The 15385-nt window shown below is 61.1% G+C and carries 17 protein-coding genes; 5 read left to right on the top strand and 12 right to left on the bottom strand.

What is annotated here, in order from left to right:
- Positions 1-172: 172 nt before the first annotated feature.
- Positions 173-1375, top strand: a complete 1203-nt coding sequence (locus tag L867_RS0103890) for a pyridoxal phosphate-dependent aminotransferase (RefSeq protein WP_028735664.1) — start codon at positions 173-175, stop codon at positions 1373-1375.
- A gap of 78 nt (positions 1376-1453) precedes the next feature.
- Here L867_RS0103890 and L867_RS0103885 read toward each other — a convergent pair whose 3' ends face one another.
- Positions 1454-2671, bottom strand: coding sequence for an OpgC family protein (locus tag L867_RS0103885; protein WP_028735663.1), 1218 nt, complete (start codon positions 2669-2671; stop codon positions 1454-1456).
- Positions 2672-2826: 155 nt separating this feature from the next.
- Positions 2827-3912, bottom strand: coding sequence for a calcium:proton antiporter (locus L867_RS0103880; RefSeq protein ID WP_028735662.1), 1086 nt, complete (start codon positions 3910-3912; stop codon positions 2827-2829).
- A gap of 145 nt (positions 3913-4057) precedes the next feature.
- Between L867_RS0103880 and L867_RS0103875 the strand changes: the two genes are divergently transcribed.
- Positions 4058-4324 (top strand): DUF2188 domain-containing protein, encoded by a 267-nt coding sequence (locus L867_RS0103875; RefSeq protein ID WP_028735661.1) that lies wholly within the window; start codon positions 4058-4060, stop codon positions 4322-4324.
- On the opposite strand, the gene L867_RS0103870 is transcribed toward L867_RS0103875, so the two are convergent.
- Both L867_RS0103870 and L867_RS0103865 read right to left on the bottom strand, forming a co-directional pair.
- Positions 4321-4797 carry a bleomycin resistance protein gene (locus tag L867_RS0103870; protein ID WP_084638438.1) on the bottom strand — a complete coding sequence of 159 codons (477 nt, stop codon included), beginning with the start codon at positions 4795-4797 and terminating at the stop codon, positions 4321-4323. The two genes, L867_RS0103875 and L867_RS0103870, sit on opposite strands and share 4 nt — an antisense overlap.
- A gap of 10 nt (positions 4798-4807) precedes the next feature.
- Complete coding sequence (locus L867_RS0103865; RefSeq protein ID WP_028735659.1) at positions 4808-5701, bottom strand: LysR family transcriptional regulator; 894 nt, start codon at positions 5699-5701, stop codon at positions 4808-4810.
- A gap of 101 nt (positions 5702-5802) precedes the next feature.
- Between L867_RS0103865 and L867_RS0103860 the strand changes: the two genes are divergently transcribed.
- Both L867_RS0103860 and L867_RS24520 read left to right on the top strand, forming a co-directional pair.
- A complete protein-coding gene (locus L867_RS0103860; RefSeq protein WP_028735658.1) occupies positions 5803-6837 on the top strand; it encodes an NAD-dependent epimerase/dehydratase family protein in 1035 nt (344 codons plus the stop codon).
- Positions 6834-7241 (top strand): DUF6220 domain-containing protein, encoded by a 408-nt coding sequence (locus L867_RS24520; protein WP_051438797.1) that lies wholly within the window; start codon positions 6834-6836, stop codon positions 7239-7241. The genes L867_RS0103860 and L867_RS24520 overlap by 4 nt, the downstream gene beginning before the upstream one ends.
- A 43-nt stretch (positions 7242-7284) precedes the next feature.
- On the opposite strand, the gene L867_RS0103850 is transcribed toward L867_RS24520, so the two are convergent.
- The 4 genes from L867_RS0103850 to trxB form a co-directional block, all read right to left on the bottom strand.
- A complete protein-coding gene (locus L867_RS0103850) occupies positions 7285-8385 on the bottom strand; it encodes an alkene reductase (RefSeq protein ID WP_028735657.1) in 1101 nt (366 codons plus the stop codon).
- Between the two features lie 60 nt (positions 8386-8445).
- Positions 8446-8739: an ArsR/SmtB family transcription factor gene (locus L867_RS0103845; protein ID WP_028735656.1), complete on the bottom strand. Its 294-nt coding sequence runs from the start codon at positions 8737-8739 to the stop codon at positions 8446-8448.
- Positions 8740-9127: 388 nt separating this feature from the next.
- Positions 9128-10024 (bottom strand): LysR family transcriptional regulator VtlR, encoded by an 897-nt coding sequence (locus L867_RS0103840; RefSeq protein WP_028735655.1) that lies wholly within the window; start codon positions 10022-10024, stop codon positions 9128-9130.
- Positions 10025-10044: 20 nt separating this feature from the next.
- Positions 10045-11019: a thioredoxin-disulfide reductase gene (gene trxB / locus L867_RS0103835; RefSeq protein ID WP_028735654.1), complete on the bottom strand. Its 975-nt coding sequence runs from the start codon at positions 11017-11019 to the stop codon at positions 10045-10047.
- 226 nt (positions 11020-11245) lie between these two features.
- On the opposite strand from trxB, the gene L867_RS0103830 reads away from it, so the two are divergent.
- Positions 11246-11713, top strand: a complete 468-nt coding sequence (locus L867_RS0103830) for an Lrp/AsnC family transcriptional regulator (protein WP_028735653.1) — start codon at positions 11246-11248, stop codon at positions 11711-11713.
- Positions 11714-11757: 44 nt separating this feature from the next.
- On the opposite strand, the gene L867_RS0103825 is transcribed toward L867_RS0103830, so the two are convergent.
- From L867_RS0103825 to L867_RS0103810, 4 genes are read right to left on the bottom strand one after another with little or no spacing between them, the layout of a single operon-like run.
- Positions 11758-12891, bottom strand: coding sequence for a polysaccharide pyruvyl transferase family protein (locus L867_RS0103825; RefSeq protein ID WP_028735652.1), 1134 nt, complete (start codon positions 12889-12891; stop codon positions 11758-11760).
- Positions 12892-12951: 60 nt separating this feature from the next.
- The gene (locus L867_RS0103820; RefSeq protein ID WP_028735651.1) at positions 12952-13689 is read right to left on the bottom strand and encodes a hypothetical protein; all 738 of its coding nucleotides are present in this window, start codon (positions 13687-13689) and stop codon (positions 12952-12954) included.
- A gap of 51 nt (positions 13690-13740) precedes the next feature.
- Positions 13741-14586 carry an FkbM family methyltransferase gene (locus tag L867_RS24515; RefSeq protein WP_051438796.1) on the bottom strand — a complete coding sequence of 282 codons (846 nt, stop codon included), beginning with the start codon at positions 14584-14586 and terminating at the stop codon, positions 13741-13743.
- A 4-nt stretch (positions 14587-14590) separates the two neighbouring features.
- Positions 14591-15379: a hypothetical protein gene (locus L867_RS0103810; RefSeq protein WP_028735650.1), complete on the bottom strand. Its 789-nt coding sequence runs from the start codon at positions 15377-15379 to the stop codon at positions 14591-14593.
- Positions 15380-15385: the final 6 nt, after the last annotated feature.

Below are 15385 nucleotides of genomic sequence, written 5' to 3'. Positions count from 1 at the left end.
ATCGCCGAAGACTTACCTGCGGATTAAGAAAGACTTAAAAATGAAAACTTTGGCGATTGCCGCGGCCCGGCCGCTTTCCGCTTGAAACGCAGACGCGATTTCGCCATAGAACTTGAACCTGGGGCCTTGGCCGATCGAGGTTCCGCCGATCAACAGCTTCAGGACAATCACAATGGCATTCATCGCCGACGCTCTATCCCGCGTAAAGCCCTCCGCAACCATCGCAGTCTCGCAGAAAGCTCGCGAGCTGAAGGCCAAGGGCCGCGACGTGATCGGCCTCGGCGCCGGTGAGCCCGACTTCGATACCCCGGACAATATCAAGAAGGCTGCGATCGACGCGATCAACCGCGGCGAGACGAAATACACGCCGGTTTCGGGCATTCCGGAACTGCGCAAGGCGATCGCCGAGAAGTTCAAGCGCGAGAACGGCCTCGACTACAAGCCGGAGCAGACGATCGTCGGCACCGGCGGAAAGCAGATTCTCTTCAACGCCTTCATGGCGACCCTGAACCCGGGCGATGAAGTCATCGTGCCGGCGCCCTACTGGGTATCCTACCCGGAGATGGTGGCGCTGTGCGGCGGTACGCCGGTGTTCGTCTCGACCAAGCAGGAGAACAACTTCAAGCTGACGGCTGCCGAACTCGAAAGCGTCATCACGCCGAAGACCAAGTGGTTCATCTTCAACTCGCCGTCCAACCCGTCGGGTGCGGCCTACAGCCATGACGAGCTGAAGGCGCTGACCGACGTTCTGGTCAAGCATCCGCAGGTCTGGATCCTGACCGACGACATGTACGAGCACCTGACCTATGGCGACTTCAAGTTCGCCACCCCGGTCGAGGTCGAGCCGAAGCTCTACGATCGCACGCTGACGATGAACGGCGTGTCGAAGGCCTATGCCATGACCGGCTGGCGCATCGGTTATGCGGCCGGCCCGATCGAACTGATCAAGGCGATGGACATGATCCAGGGCCAGCAGACGTCCGGCGCCTGCTCGATCGCCCAGTGGGCCGCCGTCGAGGCGCTCAACGGTCCGCAGGACTTCATCCCGGCCAACAAGAAGATCTTCGAAGGCCGCCGCGATCTCGTCGTCTCGATGCTGAACCAGGCCAAGGGCATCGTCTGCCCGTCGCCGGAAGGCGCCTTCTACGTCTATCCGTCCTGCGCCGGGCTGATGGGCAAGACCGCTCCGTCGGGCAAGGTGATGGAAACGGACGAGGATTTCGTCAGCGAACTGCTGGAATCGGAAGGCGTGGCCGTCGTCCACGGTTCGGCCTTCGGGCTCGGCCCGAACTTCCGCATTTCCTATGCGACGTCGGAAGAGCAGCTGGAAGAGGCCTGCAAGCGCATCCAGCGTTTCTGCGCCGCCTGCAAGTAAGCGCTATAAGAGACAAAACGAGAAAGGGCGGGGCCTCGCGGTCCCGCCCTTTTCGTTTCCTGGATGTTGTCACAGCCGTCAGGTGGCCGGCTTCATCGTCGGAAGCGGCCTCGGCACGGGGGCAGGGGCGGAGGTGCGGTTGCGCTCGCGCCAGAGGGCGGGCAGGCTAAGCAGTGCCAGCGAGCCGAAGGTAATTACGGTCTTGGTCGCGTCGGAGAAAGCGCCGAACCGGCCGTCGATGTAGAAGACCCCGTAGACGATCAGCACGTGCCAGACATAGATCTGCAGCGAATGGCGGCCGAGCAGTTGGAGATAGCTCAGCGAGAACAGGCCGGTGAGCGCCGAGGCGATCTTGCGGATGGTCGCGTTGTCGTGGCGCGGGCCGGCGATCAGCAGCCAGGCGAGGCCATAGGCGACGGCGGCGAAGTTCAGGAGATAGACCGGACCGAAGTCGGCGCGCACTTCCATCAGGCCGAATTTTTCCAGCACGATACCCGGCATCAGGCCGTGGGCGGTCAGGATGCGCAGCGGCAGGAAGAAGGCGCAGACGGCCAGCGCCGCCTTGGCGATGAAATCCTTGTCCGGATCGAAGATGCGGGTCCACTCGACCTTCTTCATCGAGGTCAGCGTTCCGGCAAGCAGGCCGGCGAAGAAGACGATCTGCCAGCCGAGCAGGTTGAACGAGGCACGAATGCCTTCCTTCTCGGCGTCAGCGCCGCCCGACAGCCAGTCGCTCACCGGATAGGTGACGATGCGCTGCAGGCCGAGCTGTGCGGCCATCCACGTCAGCACGGAAATGATCGCGACCGTCTTCCACCGGCCCTGCACGCAGAGCCAGATGATGGCCGGAGCGAAGAACATGTAGATGATGTATTGCGGCAGGATGTCCATGAAGGTCGGCTGGAACAGGAAGCCGGCAATGGCTGCGAGACGCAACGGATCGTCGATACGGGTTGCGCCGAGCCAGTTGGTCCAGATCTCTGCGGCACCCGGCAGCATGAGCTTCAGGGCGAGAATCGCCAGCACGATCCCCATGGCGTAGCGGTAGAGTTCGAAGACCCGCGACCAGATCCGGTCACGCGCCACGGCATAGCCGTCCTTCATCATCTTGCGGGCATAGACCATGCCGGTCAAAAGGCCCGACAGGAAGACGAAGCCCTGCGCATCCTCGACGAAGGCCAGGTTGCGGTGGTTGATCTGCACGAGCCAGAGGCCGCCGGTGAAGACCAGGTGGTTGACCAGCATGAAGACCAGAAAGTAGCCGCGCATGCCGTCGATAACGTCGAGTCTCTTCAAGGTTCGGCTCCCGAGTTAGCCCCCCGTGACCGCGGGAGGTTTCTGGTCCGCTATCTTGGTGAGAATGGGGCGAGCCGTTCATCACGCTGGGGACCATGTCCGGGGAACGGGGCTAGGGCGGAAAAAGTTCCGCCCTTTCGGGTGAGGAAAAGCCGTCAGAGGCCGAGGAAGGACAGCATGATGAAGGTGGCGAAGAGGATGAAATGGGTCATGCCCTCGATCGCATTCGTCTCGCCGTCATTGAGGTTGATGGCCGCGGCGATCAGCGTGATGGCAACCATCACGGTCTGCACCGGCGTCATCGCCATGATGAAAGGCTGGCCGGTATAGAGGGCGATCGCCTCCATCACCGGCACGGTCAGGATGACGGTCGACAGCGAGGCGCCCATGGCGATGTTGACCGTCGCCTGCATGCGGTCGGCAAGGGCTGCGCGAAGTGCGGTGAGGATCTCAGGCCCGGCGGAAATGCCGGCGACGAGGATGGCGGTGAGCGCGACCGGCGCGCCGATCTCCTTCAAGCCGATGTTCATGAAGGTCGACATGAGCTCGGCGAGCGCGCCGATCAGGACGACGCCGAACAGGATGACGCCGATCGAGCGGGCCGTCGGCTCACCCGCGTCGGCGGGGTCGGGCTCTTCGGCATCGCGGCTCTTGCCGCGCGGATAGCTGTAGCTGAAGAAATAGCTGTGGGTGCCGACCTGCATGCGCAGGAACAGGCCGTAGAGCGCCACCATGGCGAAGATGGTGAAGAAGGAAAAATACTGCCATTTGTCGCGCGGAATGAATTCCGGCACGACCATGGAAATGCCCATGGCGGTCAGGATCATCACGCCGTAGGTCTTGCCCGAATCGTCGTTATACGGCTGCTCGCCATGCTTCAGGCCGCCAAGGAGGGCGGCAAGGCCGAGAATGCCGTTGATGTCGAGCATCACCGCCGAATAGATCGTGTCGCGCACCAGGGTCGGCGAGCCTTCGTTGTTCATCATGGTGGCGAGGATGAGTACTTCCACCGCCACCGCCGAAAGCGTCAGGATCATCGTGCCGTAGGGATCGCCGACCTTGACGGCGAGCACTTCCGCATGGTGGGCGACGCGCAGCGATGCCGCGACGATGGCGCCGATCAGGATCGCGGCGCCGACGAGCGACACGGCCGTGCCCATGGCGAGGATCTCGTGTTCCAGACTGAATCCGAGAACGGCCATAAGGATTGGAAAGAGAAGGATTTTTTCCTGTCTCAGCATGGGCGGCTCCTGTGCATTGCGTGCAGACCTTCAGGTGCGATTGGCGAGAACGGACGAGCGGATGGAACTGTTCCGCCCCGCTTCGGGTTTGCGGATTGATGCGCTTGATGCGATACTAAGCCAAAGCTTAAGAAAGGAGGACAGAATGACCAAGGTTGCCTACGAGATCGTTCCCCATGACGGGGGATGGGCCTACAAGCTCGGCGACGTTTTCTCCGAAAGCTTTGCCAGCCACGACGAGGCCCTGGAGGCAGCGCGTATCGTCATGCAGGAGCAGCAGGTCGGGGACGAGCCCGTCAAGATCAGCTATCAGGACGAGAAGGGCAAGTGGCACTACGAGGTCAGCGACGGCGGCGACCGGCCGGAAGTCGAGATCGTCGATCGCTACCAGTCCGGTGAAACGCCGGCTTAAGCGATGTTGCGGCGGCCGATCGACTGGGCGAACCGGATCAGATAGCCGTCAGGGTCCTGTACGAGGAATTCCCGCGAACCGGTTTCCTCAGTCTCGCCAATGCGATACCAGCTTTCGCTCGGCTCTTCGAAGAGCGGCCAATCCAGTTTGCGAAGAGCTTCAAGTATTGATTCAAGTTCGTCCGTGGCGATCTGGAAATTGATACCGCGTCCGAACGGCCGTTCGAGCCCCGCCACCTGCCAGTTGCCGTTGATTTCACACAGCATGATCTGCGCGCCCTGCCGCTCGAGGTAGGCGAACTTCGCCTGCCGCCGTTCGTAGGCGATGCGAAAGCCGAGGGCGCCGCACCAGAAGGCGAGGCTCGCCTCGATGCTGGTGACGTCGAGTTCGGGCACCAGAGGCGCAAAGCCGCCGGTGGGGCCGCTGCCGGTTCCGGCCGACGCGTCGCGTTCGACGCGTGATAGTTCGGTCATCCGATTCTCCTTATCCGGATATGTAGTCGAGCAGCCCGGCGACCAATGCGTCGAAGGTGACGCGACAGCGGGCCGCCGCCTTCAAATTTTCATGCATGACGACATAGGTTTCCAGCGACAGGTCGATCGTCTCGGCCAGGACCGGAACCAGGTTGGGATCGCGCCGGGCAAGCGTGTTCTGGCACATGCCGATACCGCCGGCTGCCTGAATCATGGCCATCTGGGCAAGGTTGCTGTCGGTGCGCATGGTGAAATGGATGTCGGCGAGCTTGGGCTTGTCCTTGAGAATCGCCCGGATATAGGCGAGCTGCCGGTCGAAGCCGATCAGCCGGTGGGATGAGAGCTGATCGAGCCCTGTCGGCGTGCCGTGGCGCTCGAGATAGCGGCGGTGCGCGTGCAGTCCAAGAGGAATGGCGCCGATCCGGCGGCTCACCAGCGCCCCCTGCGATGGCGGCACCATGCGCACCGCGATATCGGCCTCCTGGCGCAACAGATCCTCGACGGCGTCCGAGACCGAGAGTTCCACATTGAGAGCGGGATGCCGTTCCTGAAGGTCGGCTATGATCGGCGGCAGGACTTCAATGCCGATCACCTCGCTGGCGCTGATGCGTACCGTACCGGTGACGCGGCCGGGCTGGCCGCTTGCGGCACGTGCCAGGCTCGCTGCGGTGGCCGCCATGGTTTCGGCATAGGGTTTCATCTGCTGCGCGGTTTCCGTCGGCAGCAGGCCCTGCTGCGAGCGCAGGAAGAGCGGAGCGCCGGAGAGCGCTTCCAGCGCATCGATATGACGACCGACGGTCGGCTGGGTCAGGCCCAAGTCCCGCGCGGCGGCCGACAGCGACCCCTCGCGCAGCACGGCAAGGAAGGTGCGGTAGTAATCCCAGTTTGCGTTCGGCTCGGTCATTCGAATATGTATAGCGGATCCAGATAAATAGGCAATTCCGTATAAATCCGCTGAAGGCGATACTCCGGTCATCGCAACATGCCGGACACAGGAGACACGTCATGGCACAGGAATTGATACAATTGCCGCTTGCCCTCGTTCTCGGCGCCACCGGCGGGATCGGTGGCGCCATGGCCCACAAGCTTGCCACACGCGGTTACCGCGTGCGCGCCATGCACAGGAATGCCAGGGAGATGGCGCTGCGCCACCCGCAGTTCGAATGGGTACCGGGTGACGCCATGCGCCGCGAGGACGTCGTCAAGGCTGCCCAGGGCGCCAGCCTGATCATCCATGCCGTCAATCCGCCGGGTTATCGGAACTGGGGCGAACTGGTCCTGCCGATGATCGACAATACGATCGCTGCCGCCGGCGCCGTCGGCGCGCGGATCGTCATGCCCGGGACCGTCTACAATTTCGGGCCCGATGCCTTTCCGCTGATCGACGAGGACAGCCCGCAGAACCCGCAGACCGCCAAGGGCAGGATCCGCGTTGCCCTTGAGCAGCGCCTCGAAGCGGCAGCCGGGCGCGGGACGCCGGTGCTGATCGTGCGGGCCGGCGATTTCTTCGGCCCTGGCGCCGGTAACAACTGGTTTGCGCAGGGGCTGATCAAGCCGGGCAAGCCGGTTGCATTCGTCACCAATCCCGGCAAGCGGGGCGTCGGGCATCAATGGGCCTATCTTCCGGATGTCGCCGAAACCATGATGCAGCTGATCGAGCGGGCCGACGAACTTCCGCCGCTCGCGCGGTTCCACATGGACGGATTCTTCGATGCCGACGGAACCGAGATGGCGGCGGCGATCCGCCGGGTGACCGGCAAGCCGGATCTGAAGGTCAAGCGCTTTCCGTGGATGGTCGTCCGGCTGGCTTCGCCTTTCGTGCCGCTGTTCCGGGAACTGGCTGAAATGCGCTATCTGTGGCGCCAGCCGATACGCATGCGCAACGCCCGGCTGGTGGCCACGCTCGGTTGCGAGCCGCAGACGCCGATCGACGAGGCTGTGCGGGCGACGCTTTCATCGCTGGGTTGTCTCGACAAGTCCGCCTCGATCTCGTCGGTCGCTCAGGTTGCACCGAACCTCGTGCGTGGGAGGCCGGCATGAGTTCCGTTTCGACCGCCCACCCGGCCCGCGCCAGCGCCGGCGTCCGCCTGCTGTCAGCCGCGCTTGTGATGGGGATATGCGGGCAGTTCTTCCTGGCCGGGCTGTCGATCTTCTCCGATGCGGCCCTCTGGTCGCTGCACGGCGCGATCGGCGGCGGCCTGTCGCTGCCGGTCATCGGTCTGTTGGCGCTGTCGCTGGCGAGCCCTTCGGCGTACCGCCATCGCCGCCGCACGGTTCTGCTGTTCTGCCTCTATTGCCTGCAGGTCCTGCTGGTCGTCCTCGGACGCGAGCTTGGCCTGGCATTTGTCTCCGCGCTGCATCCGGTCAACGGGCTCTTCATGATGGGCGCGGCTGTCGGACTGGTCAACGAGGCATTCGGCGGGCAGGGCGACCGCAGGGACTGAAAAGAGGAACCCCGGCGATGGGCCGGGGTTCTTGCCATCCAACTCAGGCCATTCTCGGGTAGTTCGTGTAGCCATCGGCGCCGCCGCCGTAGAAGGTGGCGCGGTCCGCTTCGTTGAGCGGCGCATCGTCCTTCAGGCGCTGCACCAGGTCCGGATTGGCGATGAAGGCCTTGCCGAAGGACACCATGTCAGCCCGGCCGGAGGCGACCGCATCCATCGCCATGGCGCGGTCGTAGCCATTGTTGACCATCCAGGCCGCCTTGCCACCCCTGGCGCGATAGGCCGCCTTGAAACCCGCCCAGTCGAAGGGAAGGTTGTCGCGTGGCCCGCCGGTGGCGCCTTCGATCACGTGGATGAAGGCGAGGTCATGGGCGGCAAGCGCTTCGATCAGGTGATTGAACAGGGGCTGCGGGTCGGGGTCGGAGACGTCGTTGGCGGGCGTGACGGGCGAAAGGCGAATGCCGGTGCGCTCCGCCCCGATTTCCCTGGCAATCACGTCCACGACTTCGAGCGCGAAGCGCGTGCGGTTCTCGATCGAGCCGCCATAGGCATCGGTTCGCGCATTGGCGTTCGAGCGGAGGAACTGGTCGATCAGGTAGCCGTTGGCCGCGTGGATCTCCACGGCATCAAAACCGGCGTCAATCGCGGCGCGGGCGGCGCGGCGATAGTCCTCGAGGATGCCCGGTATCTCGTCGAGCGCCAGTGCCCGCGGCTCGGAAGTCTCGACGAAGCCGCCGGTGCCGTCTTCATTGACGATATAGGTCTTGGACTTGGCGCGGATGGCCGACGGGGCGACAGGCTGGCCGCCGTTCGGCTGGAGCGAAGTATGCGACACACGGCCGACATGCCAGAGCTGGGCCGCAATGTGGCCACCGGCAGCATGCACGGCAGACGTCACGCGCTTCCAGCCTTCGATCGATTCGGGGAGGTATAGGCCGGGCACCTGGGCATAGCCCTGGCCTTGATGGCTGATCGGCGTTCCTTCCGAAATCAGCAGGCCGGCCGTGGCGCGCTGTTCGTAATAGGTGACGTTGAGATCATTGGGAACGGCACCCGGCGAGCGATTGCGGGTCAGCGGTGCCATGGCGATACGATTTGAAAGGGGAATGTGTCCGATTTCGATCGGATCAAATAGGCTGGTCATGAACATCTCCAGAAAAGCCGGCGGAACGGGAGGGGGCGCCGGCGCATCGAATCTGGGGCTTCAGAGCAACTTGTTCAAGGCGTCGAGGAAGGCGCTGATGGTGTCTTCGTTGCGGCGGTATAGAACCCACTGGCCAACACGGGTCGAGGAGATCAGGCCGGCACGCTGCAGGGTCGCGAGATGGGCGGAGACGGTCGACTGCGACAGGCCGCAGCGTTCGAACTGGCCGGCACTCACGCCGAGTGCCAAGGGCTGGAGCTGCGCGGCGAAGTGGCGCTCCGGTTCCTTGAGCCAGTTCAGCATTTCGATGCGTGCAGGGTGTGCAAGCGCTTTGAGGGTTTCATCGAGATTCATTAGCAGTCGTCCGTATCGGTGTATGCCGCTTCAAATATGGTAGGAGAACCGGGGGTCAACTCACGCTTGCGTGAAAGGTCATGCAAAAGTGTCCATTTTTGGTACACTCTGCCACGCATAATTTCACGGTGCGGTTTTCGGCGACAAGCCGCCATCCGCCGCTCGCACAAAAAAAAGAGGGCCGCCGGATTTCTCCAGGGCCCTTTAATTATGAAGGTCAAAAACCTCCAGAGGGGAACAGCTGATGCGGTGGAACTGGGAGGAAAAAGCCACCGTGTGCATCAACTGAGTGCGATATGGTGGTTTTTTGTGCAGTGAACAATGCTTTTTTATGCATTGCAGGCATGCGCTGACCGCAGGCCTTAACCTTTTGCTCCGCATTTGACCTCTAGAAGTTCCAATTCCGGGCCTTTGCCACAATGAAATCGCGGAAAGCCTTCAGCTTGGCTGCGTTCTTCATTTCGTCCGGATAGCAGAAATAGGTGTCGAACGACGGAACGTCGGCACTGGTCACCAGCTGCAACAGCCCCGGATCACGCCCGACGATGTAGTCGGGCAGCATGGCAATGCCGATTCCCAGCAGGGCGGCGCGCTTGATCGAGGTCAGGCTGTTGATCTGCAGATGCGGTATGCGCGGATTGTCCGAGGTGCGCCCGGCCACTTCGAGCCAGTTCACGTCGAGCAGGTAGCCCGGTGCCGGTTCACCGAAGCTGATGATGCGGTGGTTGTCGAGATCCTCGATCGACTGCGGCTCGCCGTACCGGTTGATGTAGGACGGGGCGGCGTAGACGTGCATGTGCACGGTAAACAGCTTGCGCTGGATGAGGTCCGATTGCTGCGGCTGGCGAAGGCGGATGGCGCAGTCGGCATGGCGCATGTTGACGTCCAGTTCCTCGTTGTCGAGGATCAGCTGGATCGACATGTCGGGATAGAGCTGCAGGAACTCCTGGATCTTGTCGGTAAGCCAGCCCTGGCCGAGGCCGACCGTGGTGGTGACGCGCAGCTTGCCGCTCGGCTTCTCCGTCGTCTCGGTCAGCTGCATCTTGACCGTTTCGAGCTTCAGCAGCACGTCATGGGCGGTGCGATAGAGCAGTTCGCCCTGTTCGGTCAGGATCAGGCCGCGCGCGTGGCGATGGAACAGCTTGACGCCGATCTCCTGCTCCAGCGCGCTGACCTGACGGCTGATGGCCGACTGGGACAAATGCAACCTGTCGGCAGCGTGGGTGAATGACCCCGCTTCCGCTGCTGCGTGAAAAATGCGCAGCTTGTCCCAATCCAAAGGCATTACGCCCCCTCTCTTTATCGTTATTCCGCGGCTTCGGCCCGAACCGGCGCGGCTGACAGGAAGCGTTCGGCCTCGAGGGCCGCCATGCAGCCCATGCCGGCGGCGGTGATCGCCTGGCGGTAGATGTCGTCGGTCACGTCACCGGCGGCAAAGACGCCCTCGATGTCCGTGGCGGTCGAATCCGGCGCGGTCCACAGATAGCCGTTGGCCTTGAGCTTGAGCTTGCCCTTGAACAGTTCGACGGCCGGCGCATGGCCGATGGCGACGAAGACGCCGTCGATCGGCATGTCGGTGATCGCGCCGGTCTGCGTGTCGCGCAGCTTGACGCCGCTGACCGACGGCGGCATTGGCGGCTTGGCCGGCGCGCCGGTGATCTCGGCGACTTCGGTGTTCCACATGACGCGGATGTTGTCCTTGGCGAACAGGCGCTCCTGCAGGATTTTTTCCGAGCGGAACGAATCGCGGCGATGCACGACGGTCACCGACTTGGCGATGTGCGACAGATAGAGCGCCTCTTCGACCGCGGAATTGCCCCCGCCGACGACGATGACATCCTTGTTGCGATAGAAGAATCCGTCGCAGGTGGCGCAGGCCGAGACGCCGAAGCCCTGGAAGTGCTGTTCGCTCTCGATCCCGAGCCATTTGGCCTTGGCGCCCGTGGCGATGATCAGCGTATCGGCAGTCCAGACCTGGCCGGAATCGGTCCTGGCGGTGAAGGGGCGGTGCGACAGGTCGATCTCGGTCACCAGGTCGTTGACGATCTCGGCGCCGACATGCGTCGCCTGTTTCAGCATCTGTTCCATCAGCCAGGGGCCCTGGATCGGATCGCCGAAACCGGGATAGTTCTCCACGTCGGTGGTGATCATCAGCTGACCGCCCTGTTCCATGCCGGCAATCAGGACGGGCTTCAGCATTGCGCGGGCGGCGTAGATCGCTGCGGTATATCCGGCCGGGCCGGAACCGATGATCAGCACCTTGGTATGGCGGGCAGTCATGGCTAGTCCTTTCAAAGCGGAGCAAAGGGAGGGGCGATATAAGATCGCGCGCCGCTCGTGTGTAGCCTCATTTATGATTGGTCCATGCATTTATTCAAGGTCAGCTTTGCAATACCAACAAGGCATTGGCGCGCGCGGCAATTTTTGTGCTCAGTCTGGACAGATTCTTGCTTATTGGCGCGATTCAGCTAGATATCGGGATCATCATCCCATGAAAGGTCGATCCCTGGTGAGAGCCGAGCTGGACGCTATTGATCTGAAGATCCTTCGGGAACTGCAACGCGACGGTCGAATGACCAATGTCGAGCTGTCCGAGCGCGTGGGCATTTCGGCGCCGCCTTGTCTCAGGCGCGTGCGCAAGCTGGAAGAGGCCGGCATCATCGAAGGCTATCACGCGATGCTGAACGCCCCGAAGCTGGGCTTCGACCTCGTCGCCTTCTGCATGATCGGCCTCAAGCATCAGTCGGAAAGTAATCTCAAGGCCTTTGCCGCCGCCACCGACGGCTGGCCGATGGTGCGCCAGGCATGGATGGTGTCGGGCGACAGCGATTTCCTGCTGCATTGCGTGGCGGAGAACCTGACCAAGTTCCAGGATTTCGTCATCGAGGTTCTGACGGCGAACGAGCACGTCCACACGGTGCGCACCATGCTGACCATCCGCCAGGTCAAGAAGGTCGGCCTGGTGGAGATCTGAGGCATTGCGGCAAAAACTAGGGTGCCTAGATGTGAGCAACCTTGTCAGACGTCGAATGCAGGCGCCAGCATCTCGTTTTGGCTTTGAGCGCGATAGGCATGCATTATTTTGATCGTCAGTTCGCGATTGGCAATCGCTTTCCTAACTCGGTCGGGAGATATTTCTTCTATGCTGTGAGCAACGTCGATCAGCCCCATGTCTTCTGCGAGGGCTCCGGCTTTTGCACGGTCGGAAATTGGAAGAATCGCTGTGTTGCCAAAACAGCTGAAAATCATTGCATGAAGTCGATTCGTCACGATCAGGCTGCTTGCTTTCAATTCGCCAACGGCTTCCTGCCAACTGACTGGCGTGCGGACCGGCACGCCGAGCCGGCGTGCCAACTCTTCAAACCATTCGGCGTCCTCAGGGGGGGACGTCGTCATAAATTCAATCGGAATCCCCGCAGACAGTAAGCCGCTTGCTACGATTTGCAGCCGGTTCCTATTAGAACTTCCCGTCACGATCAGAATTACGCGGCACAAGTCTCGATGTGGCATCGGCGGTATTTTGTCTGCGATATGTCCAAGCGCGAATACACAATCGTTGCCGAAAGTCGCATCGACTCCGCATGTCAGCAAGTTATTCCGAGTCATCATGTCGCGTGCGATGATTGGAGCACGAATCTCGGCGAAGTACTCCCTTATGGCCATTGGGGAGTTGAAGCGAAAAGCCTGAGCTGAGACGGAGAATGGGTAGGCGTAAATGCGGCTATTGTGATGCGAAATTGCCTTGACTGTTCCGAACATTGAAGCGCCCGGGTTGCTTCCGCCCCATTGATCCCCTCCGGCGACAATCACTGCTTCGTACTGCTCGAATCTAATGGCGTCTGAGCGTGCCTTCTTTTCCATCGCGAGAATATACCAGGCTTGAATGTGTTTCCACATTCGATAGCGGGTGAGCCACTTGACGTAGAAAGGGAAACGGATGGAGTAAGTGGGGCCAGCAAGTTCGAACTCTGGGGCCGACGCCCGAAAAACTGCCAGGTTTTCATTGTTAACGGCCGTAAATGGGTGGTGAAAAACATGAATTGGGTGTCCGGGGAGCCGGAGGCTTACGTCTTCCAATATTGCCTGTAGGATGGCAAAGTCTCCGAGATTACCTTTGAGATTGGCGAAGAGTATTGCGACTGGATTCTTCATTTGGATAACTCGTCGACGTGTTCTAGAGAGGGGAGAGGCTGCAGAGATGACATTTGCTCCTTACCACCACATGGTACGACTGCGGTGATGCAGTCTTCTTAGGCGCGCGAACGCGGTATCGTTGATTTGCATTCTCTCATAGATTGCAGCTGCAATCTTACCGACTGCACCTTGCTTGAAAAAGGGCTTCAGTCGCCAGTGCAGGTTTCGCAGTGTGTCGTCGGTTCCAACCCTGAAAAGACACATGCCATCAAATAGTGGTGTCTGTGGTTGATCAGGTTGAAGCGTTGCCACTCTTTGCTGCAGTACGGTGTTATTCTCGCTTGCTGTTATATATCTTTCAGTTTCGTAGATCTTAATCGTTGTGGCGAAGGCAGACGTCATTAAGGCAATCGAGCGATCGGCGATATGTTGGTCATGGTCAGCGAACGTGTCGGCGGCCGATATCAGCCAGCGCATGTTCAAATTTTCGGCCAGATAATCTGCTTCCTTATCCCACATAGCGCGGAACTGAGCGTACATCTCTTTCGCTTTGTACTCTCGCCGTATTAGTACGATCAGCTTGGCGTGCTCGAACAGGAGTTCCGCTTTTCCGGCAAATTCCACGCGCAGATTGGCGATGTGCTCGGCGATATCCTCTTGGTGGCCTTTCCGCCAGTCCTTGTCCGTGTTCTCCACCAGCCTGGTCTTCAGAGGTTCGTAATCGGTCAGCGCCACGGCGAACTTGCCACCGCCCCAGCGCTTGCGGTGGCGGGAGAACGAAAAGAATTTTTCGAAACTGCTCTTCTTGCGTGCCATTTCAAGCTCCCGCGCGACCGCGCCTTCTTGGCCTCCGCCGCGATGTCGGTCTCATGTCAGGGTGAAAATAAAATTTAGTCCGGTCTGCCGGGCGACCCTGTAGCCGCAGCCTTCCATTAGGGCGCGCAGTTCGTCGGCGGTCTTTCGGTTGTATTCGCTGATCACAGCCTTAGGCCAAAGGCTCTTCGGTGCATGGGCGAAGAAATGGCGCAAAACCGGCATTTCGTGACCCTCTATGTCGATCTTCATGAGGTCTACGGTTGTGACGCCGGCGGTGTGGAGCAGGCTCTGGAGCGTGCGAACCTGGACCTTCTGCACCACGTCGCCGTCATTGTCGTTGAGGCCGGTTTCCAGCGAATTGGTGCCTCGCTGATTTGGATTGATGTGGAATTCGGCCGTGCCGTCGCGATCGCTGAGCGCGAACGGCTGGATTTCGATCGGCAGTCCGTTGGTCGCCGCGTTGAACGACAGGCGGCGGCGCATTTCAGGATCTGGCTCTACCGCCAGGATGCGGCCGCGACCGGCCTGATAACGGCTCGCCCAGAAACTGTAGACGCCGGCGTTAGCGCCGACGTCTAGGAAGATCGTTCCGGGCTTTATCCGCTCGCGCACGAAGGCCAACTCTGCACGGTCGAACAATTGCGGCGCGGTGTAGAGCTTTTCCTCGGAGATGTTGCCGCGCGGAAGCAGCCTGAGCTTGAGCCCCCAGATGATGAGATCAAGCGGTTGCGTGCACTTGTACTTCACAGAGCGGCGCAGCGCCTTGGTGAGCGGCGCCAGAAAGGCCGGAATGACGTGTGACAGGCAAAGCGCCAGCGCCGTAGGCAGCACCAGACGATAGCGGCCCCACGGGCTGTCGCTGTCGAAGGCGGGAGGCGGGGTGAGGGGACGCGCCATCTTGTTATCCTCTCCAGGCCTTGCGAAGCCAGTCGACATTGCCGATGCGGCGGTACCATTTGTGTCCCCCGCCGTCCAGCACTTCACTCATCTTGGGGGTGCCGGCGAAGACAACGATCTTCGCGTTAGGTGGCGGAACGGGGTCCTTGAAGTAGCTATTGAAGAAGGGGGGGACGCAGGCGTTCTTGAAGCTCACACACCATTCCTGGGGCCAGTATTGCAGATGGCCGTGGGCTTCCAGCTGCGCGCTCTGGAACTGCTGCGATATCTCATATCGCGCGGTGGCGCCTTCCGGATCTGCGACATAGGCGTCGAGGATATAAGCATGCCTTCCCGCACCGAAGCGGAACACCGAGCTGTTGCCGACTGAGTGCAGGAAGCGGTTGCGGGCCGGATTGATCCTGCGCAGCGGCTTGGCCCGGAACAGGTCGTCGTCGCGGATGATGAGGAACGTTCCGGGATGATCGAAGAACGGGTCGAGGTCGTCTATCACCACCAGGTCGAGGTCGAGGAAGAGGGTCTGGCCTTGGAGGTCGGCGAGATCGCGGCGGAAGAGGCCGAGCTTGCGCCAGCGCTTGTCGCCTTGGCCGGACGGCAGGTCGAGTTCCGGCAGCGGGAAAGTCTCTATGCCTTCCTCCAGACCGGTGGCGTCATCGGTGAAGCAGACGAAGCGATGGGCGCGCCTCAGGTGCTTCGAGACACCATGGTAGAGATTGTTGACGTAGTCGGGGCCGTACAGTTTGCCCCACTTGATACAAATCACATTGACCGCGTCGCGGTTTACATTGGCCATCATCCT

The sequence above is a fragment of the Paenirhizobium selenitireducens ATCC BAA-1503 genome (assembly GCF_000518785.1).
In the GTDB taxonomy this organism is placed as follows: domain Bacteria; phylum Pseudomonadota; class Alphaproteobacteria; order Rhizobiales; family Rhizobiaceae; genus Allorhizobium; species Allorhizobium selenitireducens.
This window is presented reverse-complemented; position numbering and strand designations above follow the sequence as displayed.